This window comes from Ruegeria sp. AF8, from assembly GCF_056541825.1.
This window is the reverse complement of sequence record NZ_JBQFYW010000010.1, coordinates 106,356-123,854: the sequence shown is the minus strand read 5'-3', so window position 1 is coordinate 123,854 and position 17,499 is coordinate 106,356. Positions and strand designations below refer to the sequence as shown.

Sequence of the window (17,499 nt, the reverse complement as noted above, 5' to 3'; positions counted from 1 at the left end):
CGTGATATACGAACGCACCGCTTACCGTTGTTCGCGGTAGTGAGTGTTGAAATCAGCGCATAACAAAGGGGTCAGGAATCGGATCATCACTGGTGCGCAGCCAGACCGACTTGACCTTGGTGTAGTCCAGCATCGCCTGCAGGCCGCCCTCGCGTCCGTGACCCGACAAGCCGTACCCTCCGAATGGCGCGATGGGGCTGACGGCACGATAGGTGTTAACCCAGACAATCCCCGCCCGAATGGCGCGGATCATGCGATGTGCGCGCGTCAGGTTTCGGGTGAACAGACCCGAGGCCAGCCCGAACTTGGTGTTGTTTGCAATCGCGATGGCTTCGTCTTCGGTTTCGAACGAAACAACCGACAGAACAGGCCCGAAGAATTCATTGGTCAGGCTGTCCGCGCCGGGTACTTCCGAACAATCAAGAATGGTCGGCGGAAAAAAGAACCCCTCGCGGTCGATGGGCTTACCGCCTGTCACCAGCCTGGCACCCTGCGCGATGGAGCGGTCGATCAGGTCAACCGCGATGTCACGCTGGCGCCGGGTACAAAGAGGGCCGACCTCGGTCGCCATGTCATCCGGCGAACCGATGACGACCGCCTCGGCCTTTTCCTTCAGACGTGCCAGAAAGGCATCCTTGACCGAGGCCTGCACAACCAGGCGAGAACCCGCAACGCAGCTTTGGCCGGTCGCGGCGAAAATACCCGAAACCTGCGCGTTCACAGCGCTTTCGAGATCCGCATCTTCAAAGACGATGAAGGGCGACTTGCCGCCCAGTTCCAACGAGGTCGAGGCCAGGTTTTCGGCCGAGTTGCGCACAATGTGACGCGCGGTTTCGGGCCCGCCAGTGAAGGCAACATGGGCCACTTTCGGGTGACTGGTCAGAATGGCACCCACCTCGGGACCACCTGTGATTATGTTCAGCACACCTTTGGGGAACCCGGCCTGATCGAAGATCCGCGCAAATTCCAGCATCGGCGCGGGACCCTCTTCCGAGGCTTTCAGGACAACGGTACATCCGGCGGCCAAAGCCGGTCCTATTTTCACCGCCGAAAGGAACAGTTGCGAATTCCACGGCACGACTGCGGCCGTGACACCAATCGGTTCGCGACGTAGCCAGACCTCCATATCCGGTTTGTCGATGGGCAGGTGTGCGCCTTCGATCTTGTCGGCAAGCCCGGCGTAGTAGCGGTAATACTCGGCGACATAAGCAATCTGAGCCGAGGTTTCACGGATGATTTTTCCGGTATCGCGGGTTTCCAACTCGGCCAGACGCGGCGCATTTTCTGCGACCAGATCAGCCAGCCGGTGCAGCAGCTTGCCACGCGCAGTGGCCGTCATTCCCGCCCATTCGGGCGAGAAAAACGCCTGTTCAGCAGTTTCAACAGCCTGATTGACATCCTCGGCGCTGGCTTCTGGCATTTTGGCCCAGACCTTACCGGTCGCGGGGTCCAGGCTGTCAAACTGCCCCGCGCCATCCGAAAATGCGCCGCCGATATACTGTTGAAACTGCTGCATTTTACGTCAATCCCCTACTGAAACGCCGGCATGACATCTTTTATAAACCGCTCCAGCGAAGCCTTCTTGCGCTCGAACGGCATGCTTGAATCGATCCAGAACGAATACTCGTCGTAACCAAGCGCTTCGCTTTTGCGGATGCGGTCGATCACGGTGTCGGCGGTGCCGATGACCAGATCGCGCTCCATGTTTTCCGGCGTATAGAACGGATGCGCGGCGATATCTTCTTCGCTCAGCGGGTCGATCAGACCTTGCGTGATCTCGCGTTTGTTCATGAACCAGGCACCGAAATAGCAGTAGAACCGGTTCAGTTCGATCGCCGCCCGTTTTACATCCGCGTCATCCTCGGCCACGAACGTATGGCGCAGCAGCATGATCTTGGGTCGCTGCGCATCCGGGAACTTCTCGCAGGCCGCGTTGAACTTGGACATAAGGCTCTCGACCTCATCATCGCCGTTCCAAAGCGGTGTTACCTGTACATTGCAGCCGTTTTGTACCGCAAATTCATGGCTGTTCGGATCACGCGCCGCCACCCAGATCGGAGGGCCGTCCTGCTGCAAGGGTAAAGGCGCCGAAGTCGTCTTGGGGAACTGGTGAAATTCGCCCTCGTGCGCGTAATCGCCTTGCCACAGCTTCTTCACGGCCGGCACCAGCTCGCGCATGCGCTGGCCCGCTTCCCACGCATCCATTCCCGGCATGATCCGCTCGTACTCAAAACTGTAGGCCCCACGCGCGATGCCAAGATCCAGACGGCCATCGGTAATAATGTCCGCCATGGCCGCTTCACCCGCCAGACGGATCGGGTGCCAGAACGGCGCGATGACCGTGCCGGTGCCCAGCCGCACATTTTTGGTGTGCCGCGCGACATCGACCAGATTCAGGAACGGATTGGGCGCGATGGTAAAGTTCATACCATGGTGTTCGCCGGTCCAGATCGCGTGCATACCGCCTTCGTCGGCGATTTTGCACAGCTGGATGAATTCATCATACAGCTGCTTCTGGTCCTGATCCGGCGAGATCCGTTCCATATGCGCAAAAAGTGAGAATTTCATTGCCATTTAACTCCCAGCGGTGAGTGGTTTGACCTCCCCACTCACCTCGTTGCCGTAATACACCCCGAAATTCCCGATGCGGCTTTCTGTGGCGAACCGCTCCAGCATGGTGCGGATGGCCGGATCGGCAATATCCATCAGAGTGGACTCGCTGATCTCGGTAAAAACACCGTTTGTCGGTTCGCCATCGGCGGCCTGACACAGGAAAGAGATGTGTTGATGTTTGCGCGCTTCATCCTGGTAAACAGAGTAGATAAATCCCGGCTCTGCCTGTACACCGCACTCTTCGATCAGCCGGGTCAGGGCGACGTTGGCACCGTCGGCAACGTCATCGATGGCCGGGATGGTCAGGCGGCCATGGCTGTCGCCCTTCAGCAGAATCTTCCCGTCCCGCTCGATCAGGGCGGACACGACCATGCCGGTCCGTTTGCTCAGGGCCTTCGCCTCGGCAGCGGGGGTAACGTAGGCACCGCGAGCGTATCCCAAACCAGGTGCGATGTTGTGATCAAAGGCCTTGACCTCACCGATCAGGATCAGGTGGTCACCGGCATCAACAGTTCGCGACATGTCACAATCGAACCAAGCGGAGACGTCATCAAGGATCGGTGATCCATTGGGGCCAAGCTGCCACTCAACGGTGGCAAACCGGTCTTCAACCGGGCGGGCAAAGGTGTTCGACACCTCGATTTGGCTTTCGGACAGAATGTTGATGGCAAATTTCGATGTGTTCGCAAAGGTTTCGTAATTGCTTGAGGTGTTGGCCAGACACACCAGCACCAAAGGAGGCTCGAGAGAAACCGAGGCAAATGAGTTTGCGGTAAAGCCCAACGGGTTGCCTGCATCGTCATGCGCGGTCACGACGGTCACACCTGTCATATAGGTGCCGAACGCATTGCGCAGGGCGCGGGGGTTGCGGAGCGTGCGTGGGTCGAATTCGATCATTTTGGGTCAACCTCTTCCGATGGGGTTTGCAACCAGGCCTCCAAGGCCGCATTGACGGTATCCGGCGCCGTCAGGTTCACCATATGCCGGTGATTTTCGACCACGATGGCTGTCCCGTTCCGTGCGGCCTCTGCCATTGCGATAGACATGGCCGGGGTCGAATTTGGATCGTCATCTCCGGTCAGGGCCAGCAACGGACAGGTGATCTTACCAAACCCGTCGGCATAGAGGGCGTCGCCGCGTGCAAACGCATTATAGGCGGTGGCGTAGCCTTCGATATTAACGGCTGAAAGCCATGCCGCGACATCGTCACGCGCGGCCTGTTCCACGGGTGTGTCGCCAAACCATCGCCGCAGCGGGGTTTCGACATCAAAGGACCCGGTACCGATCAGCTTGGCGCGCTCGATCACGGATTTGCTTGAGGCCGCGTCCCTGCAGAACACTCCGTTCAGCAACGCGACCCGCTCAACCCGGTCCGTGTTGCGCACGGCAAATCCGCCCGCAATCAACGCACCCATGGAATGGCCGGCAAGGTTGACGCGCTGCAGTTTCAGCAGATCCAGAACCGCCAGCAGCCAATCCAGAAACTCCGGCAGTTCAGAGCCTTCCGGGATCTGATCGCTGCCACCATGCCCCGGCATATCCAACGCAATCACGTGATGCGTTTGTTCGAGGAACTCGATCTGAGGACCCCAGGCCGCCGATTGCATGCCCACGCCATGGATCAGCACGACGGGGGCCGCTTTGCCAGAATGGGAAAGCCCCGCCTCGCGATAGGCGATCGCACCAAAGGGCTCAGACAGCTGCAGGGTTGTCAACGTCATGGCCCAGTTCCTTGAGATCCTGATAACGGTCACCAATGCGGTGATGCGGGCGACCACCGATCGAGGCACCAAGCGCAACCATGATCTCATCCGGTGCGGGCGCGTCTGCCACCTGCAACTGGATGGTCAGGTAATGGCTGCGCCGACCACCGTCGTTTTTGTCCATCAGCGGGATCTGCATCGCGGCATTTGCCGGGCCGCGCGTATTGGTGAACGCCAGATAGGATTTCGCGCCAACCGCTTCGCGATAAAAATTGCCAAAACGCAGAGTGTGGATCAGAGCCGAACCATGCTCGACCTCACCATTGACACCCACAATCGCAGCTTTGCCATAACCTTCGACCTTGCCGCCGCCGCCAGCAGCGTCGAGTACCATCTCTGTCAGCAAGCTGCCGAGGCCTGGTGCGCAATCATGAATCCCGGGCTTCAGGTCGTCAACAAAACCACGGCCAGCCCACGGATTCCTGATCACCGCGACCGCTGCAATCATCTTCAATGGTTGCTCTGCAACTCTCCCCCCTTCGATCAGGGTGTTTTCAACGTGAAGCAACGTTTTGCGGATTTCGGCGGGCATGACGGTATTCCTTACGATTCGTTGCGCCGTAAGATGGTATACCATCATACCATCTGTCAATAATACCTTGTACAAAAAATGTCTTCACGATAGCGTCACCGCCATGAGCACACCGAAGTTAACGAAAATTGATCACCCGCCAGCCACCCTGCGAGACATGGTTCAGGAGCGCATGCGCGAAGCGATAATCGAAGGATTATTTGAACCCGGCCAAAGGCTTGTCGAACGCCCCCTGTGCGACCAGCTGGGCGTCAGCAGAACCGTGATACGCGAAACTATTCGCTACTTGGAAGCTGAAGGGCTTGTGGAAATTTTGCCTGGCCGAGGCCCAATCGTGGCCACCATGAGCCGTGAGGACGCACGGCAAATCTATGAAATTCGCCGCATGCTCGAGACAGCCGCCGCTGAAAACTGTGCCCGCAAAATCACTCCTGAACGCGCGCGATCTCTCAGAGATGCTCTGAAGCGCCTGAAACATGGCTTCTCAGACAGAACTCCCGGCGCGCTTTTCCGCGCCACCGCTGATTTCTATTCTGAGATCTTTGACGGTGCTGGCCACTACATCGCATGGGATGTCGTCCAGCGCCTGAACGGTCGGATCAGCCGATTGCGCATGATGACCCTTTCAACCACCGACCGGGACCGCCCGGGCATTGCGCATATGGAACAGATTTGCGAGGCCATCATATCGGGCAATCCGGATGCCGCGCGGGAGGCCGTCAAAAGGCATCTGGATGACACAACTGCAATCGCTGACCGGTTGCTTGCCGAAGAAGAGAAGAACTACCATGACTAGAACGGCCAAAGGTTACTGGATCGCCAACGTCACTGTGACCGACCCGGAAGCCTACCAAGCCTATCAAGGCCTCGCTCCCGAAGCTTTCCGGAAATTCGGTGCACGATTTTTGGCGCGTGGGGAGGCAGAAACTCTCGAAGGTCGGATGTGGCAGCGGCGAGTTATAATCGAATTCGACAGCATCCAAAAGGCGCGTGATTGTTATGCGTCGGATGAATACAGTGCTGCGAAAGAGAAACGAGCGAGTGCGTGTTACGCTGACATCGCAATTATTGAAGGGCTGGGTTGATGCAAATTTCATACCCCTTTCTTCGGCGAAAGCAGTGGCCAGTTTTGGGACGAGCTACTCAACTGTGAAATCTTTGACAACCTGCGCGAAGCTCAAATTCTGATTGAGCAATGGTGGAAACACTACAACACAAAGCGGCCCCACACTGCTCAGGGCGGCGCCCGGATTTTCGAAGGCGTGACTGTGTTCGAATTCATGGCCAGAAACGGCGCCGCCACCGGGATGCGTACCGCAAACGGCCAGACCATCACCGCCGAGAAGGTGGTGATCGGCGGTGGATATGGTCTCGTGAACTGGGCGCCAAGGCAGGGAGAAATCTGCCACTTCAGGCCGCCGAGGACTATTATCTGATCACCAAAACATTGACGGGCTCTGCCGCGATCTAACGGTGCTGGAAGATCCCTCTATCCCGCACCTATGACATCGACTGTCTAATGACGGAAACCAGACATAGCGATTGAACCACCGAAATTCGGAAGATTTTCACAACGTACAGGGATTAAGAAACCGATTGTTCCGAGACGGCCTCTCCAAAACGCGCGAAAAAATTTCCCGAAAGCTTTTTGGCGGTGCCCGCGATCAAACGGCTCCCCAATTGCGCAATCTTTCCGCCAATTTCGACTTTCGCGGTATATGCAAGAATGGTTTCTTCCCCGTTCGGGGTAAGTGTCACGTCCGCTCCACCTTTGGCAAACCCGGCCGCACCGCCTTTGCCTTCACCGGTCAGGGAAAAGCGATCAGGCGCACCAGACGTGTCCAGCATCACCTGGCCAGAAAAGTGGGCCTTTACCGGGCCTATCTTCAGGACCACCTTAGCCTCAAGCTGTTCGGGCGAATGTTGAAGCAACTCTTCACAGCCCGGAATACACCCGCGCAGCACATCCGGATCGTTCAGCGCGCGGTAGACAACATCACGCGGGGCCGTGATTATAATTTCGTCTGTAAGTTCCATCTGATATTCCTCTGCTCAACAACATTTTGCAAAGACCCGAAGCGCCGCCTCGGTCGCTTTTTCCGGGGTCATCTCCGGGCGCGCGGACCAATAGGCCCTAAGCAAGTCACGCCATTTTTTCATCATGGGCTGCTTCCTGTGATGCATCCGAATTCCGCCAGCGAATGATCTCTGCCAGAATCGACAGGGCAATTTCATGTGGATCGATCGCGTGGATATCCAAGCCGGCGGGCGACTTGAGCTGCGCCACCCGTGCAGGATCCATACCGCGGGCCGAAAGTTTGTTGCACAACACCTGCGCCTTGCGTCGGCTGGCAACCATGGAAACCCGCCGCGCAGGCGTTTCGAGTGCAGCTTTAAGCGCGGCCCCGTCGCCTTTCCCCTGTGAGGCAACGACTACAAAATCACGATGCTCTACGCCCAGTACATTCACGTTCTCGGGGTTGAAACCCGTATACCTTACAGGGCTTTCCGTTCCTTCAGGCAGGCAGACACGCAAGCCCGCCAGGGCGGCGTGGGCAGCCAGAGCCAACGCAATCGGTGTATCACCAAAAATGATCAATCGCGGGGCGTGCTGATAGGGTTCGACCAGCAAATCAACCGTGCCCCCTGATGGACAGCCGCTCTTGAACGTTTGCATGTCATCGGGCTCTGTCATGGCCACGACCTTGTTCGCGGGTTTGACGCGGATCATCCGGGGCGTACCGCTGGCGAGCGCTTGCTGCACCGAAGCACGAACAGCCCGTTGTACACAGGCTCCGCCCAGATGACCCAATATCTGCCCGTCCCGTGTAACCGCCGCCTTGGCGCCCGCCTTGGCCGAGGTCGCATCGGCCGTGCGCAAGACAGTTGCGACGCAAAATGCGTCACCTTTGCGGCGCAACTCCTCAATCGTGTCGAATATGTCGAAACCGGCCATGGCCGTGTCCTTTCACAGTTTTCGGAATTCGGGTTCCAGTGCCGCCAACGCCTCAAGGGTATTGGCGGGCAAGTGCGCGTCGAGATATGGCTCAGCCGCCTGCATTGCGGCGGCAATGGGCTGGTAATCTTTCCACCCTTTCAACGGATTCAACCAGACAATCCGGCGGGCCTTGCGCCGAATTCGCGCCAATACCTCCCCCAATGCCTGCGGGTCGGAACTGCAATAGCCATCCGATAGGATCAGAACGATGGTCCGCCCGTTCAGGGCGCGGGCACCGTAGCCATTCAGGAAGGTTTCAAGACAGCCGGAGATATCGGTTCCACCACCAAATCCCTCGGCCATCAGCGACAATCGCCCGGCAGCGCGAAGCGTGTCGTGATCGCGCAGCGCGTCCGTGACACGCATCAGCCTTGTATGGAACAGATAAGCATCTGCCTCGGTTGTGCTGCCAACCAATCCCTTGAGAAAGGCCAAGAAGACGCGGGAATACACCGTCATCGAGCCGCTTACGTCGCACAAGGCCACGATCCGCATTGGACGCGGAGGGCGGGCGCGGCGGAACAGGTCGATGGGTTCACCACCGCGGGCAAGACTTGCGCGCTGAATTCGACGCATGTCCAGTGCAGGACCCCGAAGCGCCTGTTTCCGACGACGCGATCGATGATCTCTGATCGCTCGAGCGAGTGTTGCCGCCATGGCTTCGGCCCGTTTCAACGAGCCATCATCCATCAACTCACGCAAATCCCGACGCGACAGGTTGGCCGTACGGGTTGCAATTAGCTTCCCGTCTTTCCCCACGGCCTTCCCATCGCCAGGATCAGGCGCGGCGGCCTGACCCGTGCCGGTTTCAGTTTCCTGAATATCTTGGTTTTCCTGCTGCCAGATCATCGGCTTGGCAGATTGAACCCGCACATGAGCCGCTTGGGCAATTCCCGTGCGTTGCTTGCCGGTATTGAACCAATAAGCCTCGAACAGGTCATCAAACCGCCGCCAATCGTCGCCGTCGCCTGCCAACAATACGCAAAGCGCCTGCTGGGCTTGTCTGACATCCGTTGCCTCAACCGCCGCCAGCGCAGCCAATGCATCACCTGTGTCGGCTGGACCCACACGCATTCCGTTCATACGCAAATGTGCGATGAATCCGGACATGCGGTCCGACAAACCTGATGCGCGAGAGGGGAACCGGGTGACCTGCATTACGCCACCTTTCCGATCAGGCGATCCATTAAATCGAGTGGGGCGGCATCATAATCGGCTGCGGTTTTAAGAAGGCAAACAAGGGTCGCCTGAACCTCTTCACGGGATTGCGCCATGTCGTTGACACCCAGCCCTGAAAGGGCGGCCGCCCAGTCCAGCATCTCGGCGATGCCGGGAGTCTTTTCGAGATCTTCCTTGCGCAAGGTCTGCACGACACCAACAATCTGGCGTGCCAACAGCCCTTCGACTTCGGGCATGCGGGCTTTCAAGATCGCCATTTCCGTTTCGCGCGATGGGTAGTCTAGGAAACTGTACAGGCACCGACGCCGCAGCGCGTCCGACAGATCTCGTGTGCCGTTGGCCGTCAGGATCACTATGGGCCGAGTTCGCGCCTTGATGGTGCCGAGTTCGGGGATGGTGATCTGAAAGTCCGAAAGTATCTCAAGCAGATAGGCCTCGAACTCCTCATCCGCCCGATCGATTTCATCAATCAGCAGTACAGGCGGTTCATCTTCGCTGATCGCCTCCAGCAAAGGCCGCTTCAGCAGATAGTCATCGGTGAACAGCTGCGCCTCACTTGTGCCGCCCTGTGCCTCGCTTGCGCGAATGGCCAGAAGCTGGCGCTGGTAATTCCACTCGTAGATCGCGTGGCTGGCATCGAGGCCCTCATAGCATTGCAAGCGGATCAGGTGCGCTTCGCGTTGAGCGGCGAGCGCCTTGGCGACTTCGGTTTTGCCAACACCCGCCGGCCCTTCAAGCAGCAACGGGCGGCCAAGGGTTTGCGCCAGATGCAGTGCCATCGCCAGACGATCGTCGGCAACATAGCCGACCTGCGCAAGGCCCCGTTGTATTTTCTGCAAGCTCATGCCGTTCTCCCGGAAAGCCGCCGCACTAGTGTTCAGCGCGGCGGCGGGTACCTTTAGTCGTGCATGCCAAGATCGTTAGCGATCTTCCAGATGCGCCAGTGGTCATGCGGCATGTGGCTCTGCACCAACCCAAAGGGCCGGAACGCATCATGCACAGCGTTCGAGAACGCTGGCACACCACCCACATTCGGACTTTCCCCTACGCCTTTGGCACCGATCGGGTGATGCGGGGACGGCGTCACCGTATGATCGGTGATGTAGTTGGGCGTCTCCCAGGCGGTCGGCAGGAAGAAATCCATCAGCGTGCCGGTCTTGACGTTACCCATCTCATCATAGGCGATTTCCTGGCCCATCGCGATGGCCAGTGCCTCGGTCACACCGCCATGGACCTGCCCTTCGATGATCATCGGATTTATCCGGGTGCCGCAGTCATCCAGCGCATAGAACTGTCGGACCTCCCATTCGCCGGTATCCACGTCGATCTCCATGACACAGATATAGGCCCCGAACGGATAGGTCATGTTCGGCGGGTCATAATAGCTTACGGCTTCCAGACCGGGTTCCAGCCCCGGGATCGCCTGATTGTAAGCGGCGAAGGCGATTTCCTTCATGGTCTTGAACCGCTCGGGTGCGCCCTTGACGGCGAACCGATCCACATCCCATTCGACGTCGTTGTCGTGGACCTCCAGTAGATAGGCGGCAATCATCTGCGCCTTGGCGCGAATTTTGCGTGCGGCCATGGCCGTGGCCGCCCCTGCGACAGGTGTCGACCGAGACCCGTAGGTCCCAAGTCCGTAAGGAGCAGTGTCGGTATCACCTTCTTCGAGCGTGATGTCATCCGCAGGCAGACCGATCTCGCTGGCGATAATCTGAGCAAATGTCGTGGCGTGGCCCTGACCCTGACTGATTGTCCCCAACCGCGCGATAGCGGACCCGGTTGGGTGGATGCGAATTTCGCAGCTATCGAACATACCCAACCCGAGGATATCGCAGTTCTTGACCGGCCCGGCTCCGACGATTTCGGTGAAATGCGTCAGGCCGATGCCCAGCAGTTTGCGAGTCTTTCCGGCATTGAAATCCTCGATCCGCTGCGCCTGTTCGGCCCGCAGACCTTCATAGTCCACGGCCTTCAACGCCTTGTCCCAGGCGGTGTGATAGTCGCCCGAGTCATACTCCCAGCCAAGCGCCGACTGATACGGGAACTGATCTTTGCGGATGAAGTTGATCCGGCGCAGCTCGGCCGCGTCCATGTTCAGCTTGATGGCCAGAACCTCGATCATCCGTTCGATGAAATAGGCCGCCTCAGTCACCCGGAACGAGCAGCGATAGGCCACGCCACCGGGCGCCTTGTTGGTATAGACGCCATCCACGGCCAGATAGGCGGTTGGGATGTCGTAGGACCCGGTACAGATGTTCATGAAACCAGCCGGGAACTTTGTCGGGTCAGCGCAAGCGTCGAAACCGCCGTGATCCGCCGTGGTGTGACACCAAAGGCCGGTGATCTTGCCGTCCTTGGTTGCCGCGATCTTGCCCTGCATCCAGTAGTCGCGGGCAAAGGCGGTGGACATCAGATTCTCCATCCGGTCCTCGACCCACTTCACGGGCTTGCCGGTGACAATCGAGGCAACAACCGAACAGACATAGCCCGCATAGGCCCCAACTTTATTGCCGAATCCGCCACCAATATCCGGGCTGATAACTCGGATATTGTGCTCTGCCAGGCCCGAGATCAGCGACACGACGGTGCGGATCGCATGAGGGGCCTGGAACGTGCCCCAAAGCGTCAGCTTGCCGGTCACCTTGTCCATCGAAGCCACAGATCCGCAGGTCTCCAATGGGCACGGATGGGTTCGATGGTAATAGACCATCTCTTCGGCAACCACATCGGCCTCGGCCAGAACAGCCTCGGTGGCGTCCTTGTCGCCCTGTTCCCAGGTGAAGATGTGGTTGTGATGTTTACGGGGACCATGCGCGCCCTCGGTTTGGCCTTCCAGATCTTCACGCAGCACAACGTCCGATTTCAGGGCTTCGAACGGGTCAGTGATAACGGGCAGTTCATCGTATTCGACCTCAACCAGTTCCACTGCATCTGCGGCAATGTACCGGTCTTCGGCGACAACAAAGGCGACTTCCTGACCTTGAAACAGCACCTTGCCATCGGCAAGCACCATCTGCTTGTCGCCCGCCAGCGTCGGCATCCAGTGCAGACCAAGCGGCGCCAGATCTTCGGCCGTCAGCACCGCAATCACACCGGGTAATGCCAGCGCGGCCTCCTTGTTCACACTGACGACGCGGGCATGAGCGTAGGGAGAGCGCACAAAGTCGCCAAAAAGCATCCCGTCCAGCTTGATGTCATCGACGTAGTTGCCCTTGCCTTGGGTAAAGCGCACATCTTCGACGCGCTTGCGGGCGCAGCCCATCCCTTTGAGATTTGCGGCGCGTTCTTCGGGGGTCATGGTTTGATCGTTCATTCCGCAGCCTCTTTCTGAGCGTTCAGCATGTCGGCCGAGGCCGAGATCGCCTTGACGATGTTCTGATAACCGGTGCACCGGCAGAGGTTGCCGGCCATGCCAAAGCGGATGTCTTCTTCGGTTGGGTTCGGATTTTCCTGCAGCAGGCGATGCGCGCGGGTGATCATGCCCGGCGTGCAGAAACCGCACTGCAGCCCGTGATGTTCGCGGAACATCTCTTGCAGCACACCGAGGCTGCCATCGTCATTGGTAAGGCCCTCGACGGTAGTGATATCGGCTCCGTTCACCTGCGCCACAAAGGTGGTGCAGGATTTGACCGACTTGCCGTCGATATCCACAGTGCAGGCGCCGCAATGGCTGGTTTCGCAGCCGATATGAGGACCGGTGATTTTCAAATCTTCCCGCAGGAAGTGGATGAGCAATGTGCGCGGTTCGGCAAGGCCTTCGACCTGTTTGCCATTCACGGTGAGTTTGACGTGCATTTCAGACATTGACTCCTCCCCTCAACCTGCGCGGCTTTGCGCGCGGTCGATAGCGCGGCGTAGCATCATGGCCGCTACGTGTTTTTTGAACTCGACCGGACCACGGTTGTCGGCCACCGGATCAATGGCGTCGAGCATTGCGGCAACGCAGCCGTCGACATCGCCACTGGCCAGCGCTGTGCTGGCCGATTCAGACCAGACGGGGGTATCGGCCAGATTGGTCATCGCCACCGAAGCCTGACCATTGCCAACCATCACAGCCGCCGCAGCGGTCGCATAATCTCCAATCTTGCGTTTCTGTTTTTCATACGCCTGACCGACGCCGGCACCGGGCACCGGGATGGAGATGCGCGTCAGGATCTCTTCGTCCTCGCGAGCGGTGAAATATGCTGCTTCAAAAAAATCGCGCGCCGCAACGCTGCGGTTGCCGTCTGGGCCGGACAATTCGAACGTTGCATTCAGGCACTGCATCAGCCCCGGCATGTCATTGCCCGGATCGCCATTGGCCACGTTACCGCCAACAGTCCCCATATACCGAACCTGTGGATCGGCGATCTGCAACGCCGCCTCGCGGATCAGAGGGATGGCCATGGCCAGACCATCATGGGTGATCAACTCATGCTGAGTCACCATCGCACCAATGGTCACCTTATCAGCCCCAATCTCGACGCCCTTGAGTTCCTCAATAGCCTGAAGATCGACCAAATGGCCCATCTCGGCCATGCGCAGCTTCATCATCGGAATCAGGCTATGCCCACCCGCAATCACACGCGCGTCGTCACCATGTTCTTGCAGAATGCCGATGGCCGAGGCGATGTCGCCTGGCCGGTGATACTCGAAACCGGCTGGTATCATATATTTCCTCCCTGGGCCCGATCAGAATGCCTTGAGGGCCCGGGGAATAGAAAAGCGGCTTTAACCTGGTACTTTCCAGTCAGGGAGAACGGGGCGCGTGGTCTGTTTCACGAAATGCGAATGAGCTGCACGAGTTGCGATCACAGACCCAGCGCCTCGCGGATGCCCGTCAGGCGGGATCGGCTGACGGGCACCTTGGTCAACGCTCTGACCCCATCGAAGTAGCAGGTCCCGTTGTCCTTGTGCCGCTCAAAGCTGGACACATGTTCCGGGTTGACCAGATAGCTGCGATGGGCCCGTAAAAATCCGTCGGATTTCAGGCGCGTTTCGGCCTCGGTGATCGACCACGGGCAAAATAGTTTTTCGGCATCCATGTACAGAACCGTGTAATGTCCTTCGGCCCGGATGGCGGCAATTTTTGCGGGCTGCGCGAAAAAGGTCTGGCCTTCGCGTTCGAAGGGGACTCCGGCGCGCAAGACGATTGAGGGTTCCGGCTCGTTATCGGGTTCAGCTGCTCTGAGCAGACTGGCTGTTTCGGGAACGGGTCCGATGACGGTTATGCCGGTCAGCAGAAACGCCCCGCAGATCAGAAACACGGCAACAGTCACGCCCATTGCCAGCACCTGATTGTTCAATGCCGGTCCGGCAGCGCCCGGAGTCTCGTTGACTACAAAATCGGTCAGCCCGGTTGCAATGAAGTGCATTGTGAACACAGCCAGGCCGAAACAGACGGTGCCTAAAAGAATGTTACGGTGGGTTCGGCTGTCATAGGCAACCCAGATCGCTAGAACTGATAGGATCAGGGAGGCCAATGTGGCAATGGCCACATCCAGAACGCTGTAGACCGGGCGGCACAGCTGCATCCCCGCCATCCCGACGTAGTGCATCACCACGATCCCAAGCCCTACAATCACGCCAGCCCCAAGGATTGTGGGCGGTGTTCGCGCCCTGAAATGCAGCAGCAGCAACGCCAGCCCGACCATCAGAATCGCTACAAGCGCCGATATCAGGGTGAACAAGGCGTCGTAATAAAACAGGATAGGCAATTGCAGACCCAGCATCGCCACGAAATGCATCGACCAGATACCGCCGCCCAGGACCACGGCGGCCAGGGCGACCGTGAATTTGCGCCTTTGATTTTCCAGTTGTGATGCACCGTGCGTCAGATAAAGACCGGTAAACCCCGCCATCAGCGCAACGGCCAATGACGCGGCAACAAGCCAAGCGTTATGCGAATAATCTAACATGTGGGTACGCGCGCCCTCCCCGGCGCGAGGTGACGTTACCAAACCTGTTTTCCGGGTACAATCGACTCGTCTGATGAGCCAGCTCTGGACGAAGCATACATTTTGCGTTCGCGTCCTACTTTTGGTCTCCACTATGCTTGGATCCGCTCACACCCGCCAAGTGCTGAACAGCCATCGAAGGTCACTAAATCCGTCGGAGCGGGATAGGCTGGCGAACCGGCTTGCACGAGGCCCGTCGATGGGGTGGGATTGCCAGGATTTGATCGGTTTGCTGTAGCGGTCATTAAAAGCCGCATTCAGAGGCTAAATTCAAACCTTCTTTTCGCCGTGTCCGGGATCGACCATCGTGGAGCGGGACGAAGCCGCTGTTTCCCTGAACGGAGGGAACGTCTGTTTTCACTTCATGCAATGGTAAGTCCAATTGGCTCCATTGACCAAAAACAGAACCCGGCATGGATCAAAATGCAGCGCTAATCGCCCTCGGCAACGCCTTCCGCCCGGGCCTTGGCGCGCCTTGCACGGTAACTTGGCAACACGACCAGAATCGCAGCGATCACCAGTAGCGCCAGCGTCATCGGTCGTTCCCAAATGAACGCAACGCCATCATAGAGCTGCATGGAGCGCGCGAAGTTGTCCTCCATCATGCCGCCCAGAATGAAGCCGATCAACAGCGGAGCAAGAGGGTAGTCTGCGAACTTCAACGCAGTGGCACAGATTCCGAATCCAACCAACAACAACAGTTCGGTCGCGTTGTTTTGCCCGATATACGCCCCCATCAACGTGAAAAACAGAATGAACGGGATCAGGTAGTTGCGTGGCACCGCGAGAACTTTGGCGATGTAGGGGATCAATGGAAGATTGAGGACCAGTAGCACGAAGTTGCCGATGAACATCGACATAATGACGGCCCAGAATATCTGCGGTTCATCCAGCATTAGCCGCGGGCCCGGTGTGACGTTCAAGGCAATGAGCGCGCCCAGCAGGATGGCCGTGGTGCCCGAACCGGGAATGCCGAGCGTCAGGAGCGGGACGAAGGAACCGGTGCAGGCAGCGTTGTTGGCGGTTTCGGGTGCCGCAAGACCCTTGATCGAGCCTTTGCCGAATTCATCTTGTTCATGCTTCGGTGCGATATTGCGTTCCACTGCATAGCCCAGAAAGCTGGCGATCGTGGCGCCCGCACCCGGCAGTACCCCAATAAAGAATCCCTGCAGAGATTGCCGCCCTATCACGGGTGCGATGGCCTTCGCTTCCGGGCCTGTAATGCGGAGGTCTTTGATCTCACCATCGTCGCCTTGAAGGTCTTTCGGCTTCAGAACAAGGAACAGCGCTTCCGGTAAAGCAAACATCGCCATCGCGAGCGTGATAAAACCAAATCCGGACTGCAAGTCCATGATGCCCATGGTGAAGCGGGGCAGGTTGAACAGCGCGCCTTCACCAACGGTCGCCATGATCAGTCCGAAGATGGTCATGATCATCGCCTTGGCGACCTGACCGGTGCCCGCAAAGGCCGCAATGGCGGAAAGCCCCACCACCATCAGGGCGAAGTACTCGGCCGAATGAAACAGAAGCGCAACAGAGGAGAGAGCGGGCGCAAATATCATGAGGAGCAGCGCGCCAATCGTCCCGCCTGTAAAGCTTGCTATGGCGGCGACAGTCAGTGCTTTACCCGCCTTGCCTTGTTGCGCCATCGGGTAGCCGTCGAAGCTGGAGGCGACGGTGCCAGCGACACCCGGCGCGTTCAACAGGATCGAAGAAGTCGAGCCGCCAAAGATCGCGCCATAGTAAACGCCTGCCAACAGAATCAGAGCCGCGGAGGGATCGCCCATGGAAATCGCGACGGGGATCATGATGGCAATGATCGACATCGGCCCCAGGCCCGGAAGCATTCCGATGAAAGTGCCGATGAGGCAGCCTGCGACGACCATCAGCAGGTTTTGCAGGGACATGGCCGTTGAAAGGCCGATCAACAATCCTTCAAGCATGTCAGCCTCCGAACAAGCCCGGCAGGGGGCGCATGTAGATGCCAAGCACTTCCTGAACCAGATACCAAACAGAAAGCGCAGCGATCAGGGCGACAGGCAGCATGATATGCCATTTGCGCTCACCCAGAATTAATGAGCCAAGGATCAGAAACGCCGATGTTGCGATGAGGAACCCTAATGGGCGCAGGCACATCGCATAGGCCACCATCAAAGCCAGAAGCAAAAGTGCCTGCCCGAGATGGTATTCCGTCAGGCGGCGGTAATCGATGTCCGCCTCCTTCGGTTCGCCTTTCTCAAATCCCAAAAGGATAACGAGGGTGGCGAGTATTCCGAGAATCGACAGCACTTTTGGAAATGTGCTAGGCCAGATGGGATTGCGTTTCATGAAGGGGGCAAGGCTACCATCCATGGTGAACCAGGCCGTATAGCCATAGGTAAGGCAAACGCCCAGCAGTACCAGTGCAATCCAACGGTCCAAAGCCATTTTACCCCCTCCCTGGAGTGGATGGGTCAGAACGGAAACCCGCTCTGA

Annotated in this window: 17 protein-coding genes and 1 pseudogene; 3 read left to right on the top strand and 15 right to left on the bottom strand. The window is 58.1% G+C overall.

The features are described 5' to 3' along the window. Positions 1–52: 52 nt before the first annotated feature. Genes ACR0AO_RS16305 through ACR0AO_RS16285 form a run of 5 tightly spaced genes read right to left on the bottom strand, consistent with a single transcriptional unit; the run spans position 53 to position 4,908 of the window. On the bottom strand, positions 53–1,516 hold the full coding sequence (locus tag ACR0AO_RS16305; RefSeq protein ID WP_480605518.1) for an aldehyde dehydrogenase: 1,464 nt from the start codon (positions 1,514–1,516) through the stop codon (positions 53–55). Between the two features lie 14 nt (positions 1,517–1,530). Further along, positions 1,531–2,568, bottom strand: coding sequence for an LLM class flavin-dependent oxidoreductase (locus ACR0AO_RS16300; protein ID WP_480605515.1), 1,038 nt, complete (start codon positions 2,566–2,568; stop codon positions 1,531–1,533). A gap of 6 nt (positions 2,569–2,574) precedes the next feature. Next, entirely contained in the window at positions 2,575–3,510 is a 936-nt protein-coding gene (locus ACR0AO_RS16295) for a flavin reductase (RefSeq protein ID WP_480605511.1), read from the bottom strand. Further along, complete coding sequence (locus ACR0AO_RS16290) at positions 3,507–4,334, bottom strand: alpha/beta fold hydrolase (RefSeq protein ID WP_480605508.1); 828 nt, start codon at positions 4,332–4,334, stop codon at positions 3,507–3,509. The genes ACR0AO_RS16295 and ACR0AO_RS16290 overlap by 4 nt, the downstream gene beginning before the upstream one ends. Then, on the bottom strand, positions 4,306–4,908 hold the full coding sequence (locus tag ACR0AO_RS16285; RefSeq protein WP_480605503.1) for an amino acid synthesis family protein: 603 nt from the start codon (positions 4,906–4,908) through the stop codon (positions 4,306–4,308). Before ACR0AO_RS16285 ends, ACR0AO_RS16290 begins: the two co-directional genes overlap by 29 nt. Between ACR0AO_RS16285 and ACR0AO_RS16280 the strand changes: the two genes are divergently transcribed. The 3 genes and pseudogenes from ACR0AO_RS16280 to ACR0AO_RS16270 all read left to right on the top strand — a co-directional run. Continuing rightward, positions 4,907–5,704, top strand: a complete 798-nt coding sequence (locus ACR0AO_RS16280) for a GntR family transcriptional regulator (RefSeq protein ID WP_480605501.1) — start codon at positions 4,907–4,909, stop codon at positions 5,702–5,704. The genes ACR0AO_RS16285 and ACR0AO_RS16280 overlap by 2 nt on opposite strands. Then, positions 5,697–5,993: a DUF1330 domain-containing protein gene (locus ACR0AO_RS16275; protein ID WP_480605497.1), complete on the top strand. Its 297-nt coding sequence runs from the start codon at positions 5,697–5,699 to the stop codon at positions 5,991–5,993. Before ACR0AO_RS16280 ends, ACR0AO_RS16275 begins: the two co-directional genes overlap by 8 nt. 33 nt (positions 5,994–6,026) lie before the next feature. Further along, positions 6,027–6,149, top strand: a pseudogene (locus ACR0AO_RS16270) (integrase core domain-containing protein); the annotation flags it as partial. Between the two features lie 343 nt (positions 6,150–6,492). Here the strand turns inward: ACR0AO_RS16270 and ACR0AO_RS16265 are convergent. The 10 genes from ACR0AO_RS16265 to ACR0AO_RS16220 form a co-directional block, all read right to left on the bottom strand. Continuing rightward, positions 6,493–6,945, bottom strand: a complete 453-nt coding sequence (locus tag ACR0AO_RS16265) for an SRPBCC family protein (protein WP_480605495.1) — start codon at positions 6,943–6,945, stop codon at positions 6,493–6,495. Between the two features lie 106 nt (positions 6,946–7,051). After that, positions 7,052–7,864, bottom strand: coding sequence for an XdhC family protein (locus ACR0AO_RS16260; RefSeq protein ID WP_480605490.1), 813 nt, complete (start codon positions 7,862–7,864; stop codon positions 7,052–7,054). Between the two features lie 12 nt (positions 7,865–7,876). Further along, complete coding sequence (locus ACR0AO_RS16255; protein WP_480605486.1) at positions 7,877–9,016, bottom strand: vWA domain-containing protein; 1,140 nt, start codon at positions 9,014–9,016, stop codon at positions 7,877–7,879. A gap of 47 nt (positions 9,017–9,063) precedes the next feature. Continuing rightward, a complete protein-coding gene (locus ACR0AO_RS16250) occupies positions 9,064–9,930 on the bottom strand; it encodes an AAA family ATPase (RefSeq protein ID WP_480605481.1) in 867 nt (288 codons plus the stop codon). A gap of 53 nt (positions 9,931–9,983) precedes the next feature. Further along, positions 9,984–12,401: an aerobic carbon-monoxide dehydrogenase large subunit gene (locus ACR0AO_RS16245; protein WP_480605477.1), complete on the bottom strand. Its 2,418-nt coding sequence runs from the start codon at positions 12,399–12,401 to the stop codon at positions 9,984–9,986. Then, positions 12,398–12,892, bottom strand: a complete 495-nt coding sequence (locus ACR0AO_RS16240; RefSeq protein ID WP_480605471.1) for a (2Fe-2S)-binding protein — start codon at positions 12,890–12,892, stop codon at positions 12,398–12,400. Before ACR0AO_RS16240 ends, ACR0AO_RS16245 begins: the two co-directional genes overlap by 4 nt. 12 nt (positions 12,893–12,904) lie before the next feature. Continuing rightward, positions 12,905–13,738, bottom strand: a complete 834-nt coding sequence (locus tag ACR0AO_RS16235) for an FAD binding domain-containing protein (RefSeq protein ID WP_480605468.1) — start codon at positions 13,736–13,738, stop codon at positions 12,905–12,907. A 140-nt stretch (positions 13,739–13,878) separates the two neighbouring features. Continuing rightward, positions 13,879–14,985 carry an MHYT domain-containing protein gene (locus ACR0AO_RS16230; RefSeq protein WP_480605461.1) on the bottom strand — a complete coding sequence of 369 codons (1,107 nt, stop codon included), beginning with the start codon at positions 14,983–14,985 and terminating at the stop codon, positions 13,879–13,881. A 470-nt stretch (positions 14,986–15,455) separates the two neighbouring features. Then, a complete protein-coding gene (locus tag ACR0AO_RS16225) occupies positions 15,456–16,967 on the bottom strand; it encodes a tripartite tricarboxylate transporter permease (RefSeq protein WP_480605457.1) in 1,512 nt (503 codons plus the stop codon). A 1-nt stretch (position 16,968) separates the two neighbouring features. Continuing rightward, entirely contained in the window at positions 16,969–17,451 is a 483-nt protein-coding gene (locus tag ACR0AO_RS16220) for a tripartite tricarboxylate transporter TctB family protein (protein ID WP_480605451.1), read from the bottom strand. Positions 17,452–17,499 lie beyond the last annotated feature (48 nt).

Coding starts and splice junctions, on each gene's coding strand:
- ACR0AO_RS16290 (WP_480605508.1), bottom strand. CDS start 4,334: ATGACGTTGACAACCCTGCAGCTGTCTGAGCCCTTTGGTGCGATCGCC.
- ACR0AO_RS16235 (WP_480605468.1), bottom strand. CDS start 13,738: ATGATACCAGCCGGTTTCGAGTATCACCGGCCAGGCGACATCGCCTCG.
- ACR0AO_RS16305 (WP_480605518.1), bottom strand. CDS start 1,516: ATGCAGCAGTTTCAACAGTATATCGGCGGCGCATTTTCGGATGGCGCG.
- ACR0AO_RS16265 (WP_480605495.1), bottom strand. CDS start 6,945: ATGGAACTTACAGACGAAATTATAATCACGGCCCCGCGTGATGTTGTC.
- ACR0AO_RS16280 (WP_480605501.1), top strand. CDS start 4,907: ATGACGGTATTCCTTACGATTCGTTGCGCCGTAAGATGGTATACCATC.
- ACR0AO_RS16260 (WP_480605490.1), bottom strand. CDS start 7,864: ATGGCCGGTTTCGACATATTCGACACGATTGAGGAGTTGCGCCGCAAA.
- ACR0AO_RS16295 (WP_480605511.1), bottom strand. CDS start 3,510: ATGATCGAATTCGACCCACGCACGCTCCGCAACCCCCGCGCCCTGCGC.
- ACR0AO_RS16275 (WP_480605497.1), top strand. CDS start 5,697: ATGACTAGAACGGCCAAAGGTTACTGGATCGCCAACGTCACTGTGACC.
- ACR0AO_RS16245 (WP_480605477.1), bottom strand. CDS start 12,401: ATGAACGATCAAACCATGACCCCCGAAGAACGCGCCGCAAATCTCAAA.
- ACR0AO_RS16225 (WP_480605457.1), bottom strand. CDS start 16,967: ATGCTTGAAGGATTGTTGATCGGCCTTTCAACGGCCATGTCCCTGCAA.
- ACR0AO_RS16300 (WP_480605515.1), bottom strand. CDS start 2,568: ATGAAATTCTCACTTTTTGCGCATATGGAACGGATCTCGCCGGATCAG.
- ACR0AO_RS16230 (WP_480605461.1), bottom strand. CDS start 14,985: ATGTTAGATTATTCGCATAACGCTTGGCTTGTTGCCGCGTCATTGGCC.
- ACR0AO_RS16220 (WP_480605451.1), bottom strand. CDS start 17,451: ATGGCTTTGGACCGTTGGATTGCACTGGTACTGCTGGGCGTTTGCCTT.
- ACR0AO_RS16285 (WP_480605503.1), bottom strand. CDS start 4,908: ATGCCCGCCGAAATCCGCAAAACGTTGCTTCACGTTGAAAACACCCTG.
- ACR0AO_RS16250 (WP_480605481.1), bottom strand. CDS start 9,930: ATGAGCTTGCAGAAAATACAACGGGGCCTTGCGCAGGTCGGCTATGTT.
- ACR0AO_RS16240 (WP_480605471.1), bottom strand. CDS start 12,892: ATGTCTGAAATGCACGTCAAACTCACCGTGAATGGCAAACAGGTCGAA.
- ACR0AO_RS16255 (WP_480605486.1), bottom strand. CDS start 9,016: ATGTCCGGATTCATCGCACATTTGCGTATGAACGGAATGCGTGTGGGT.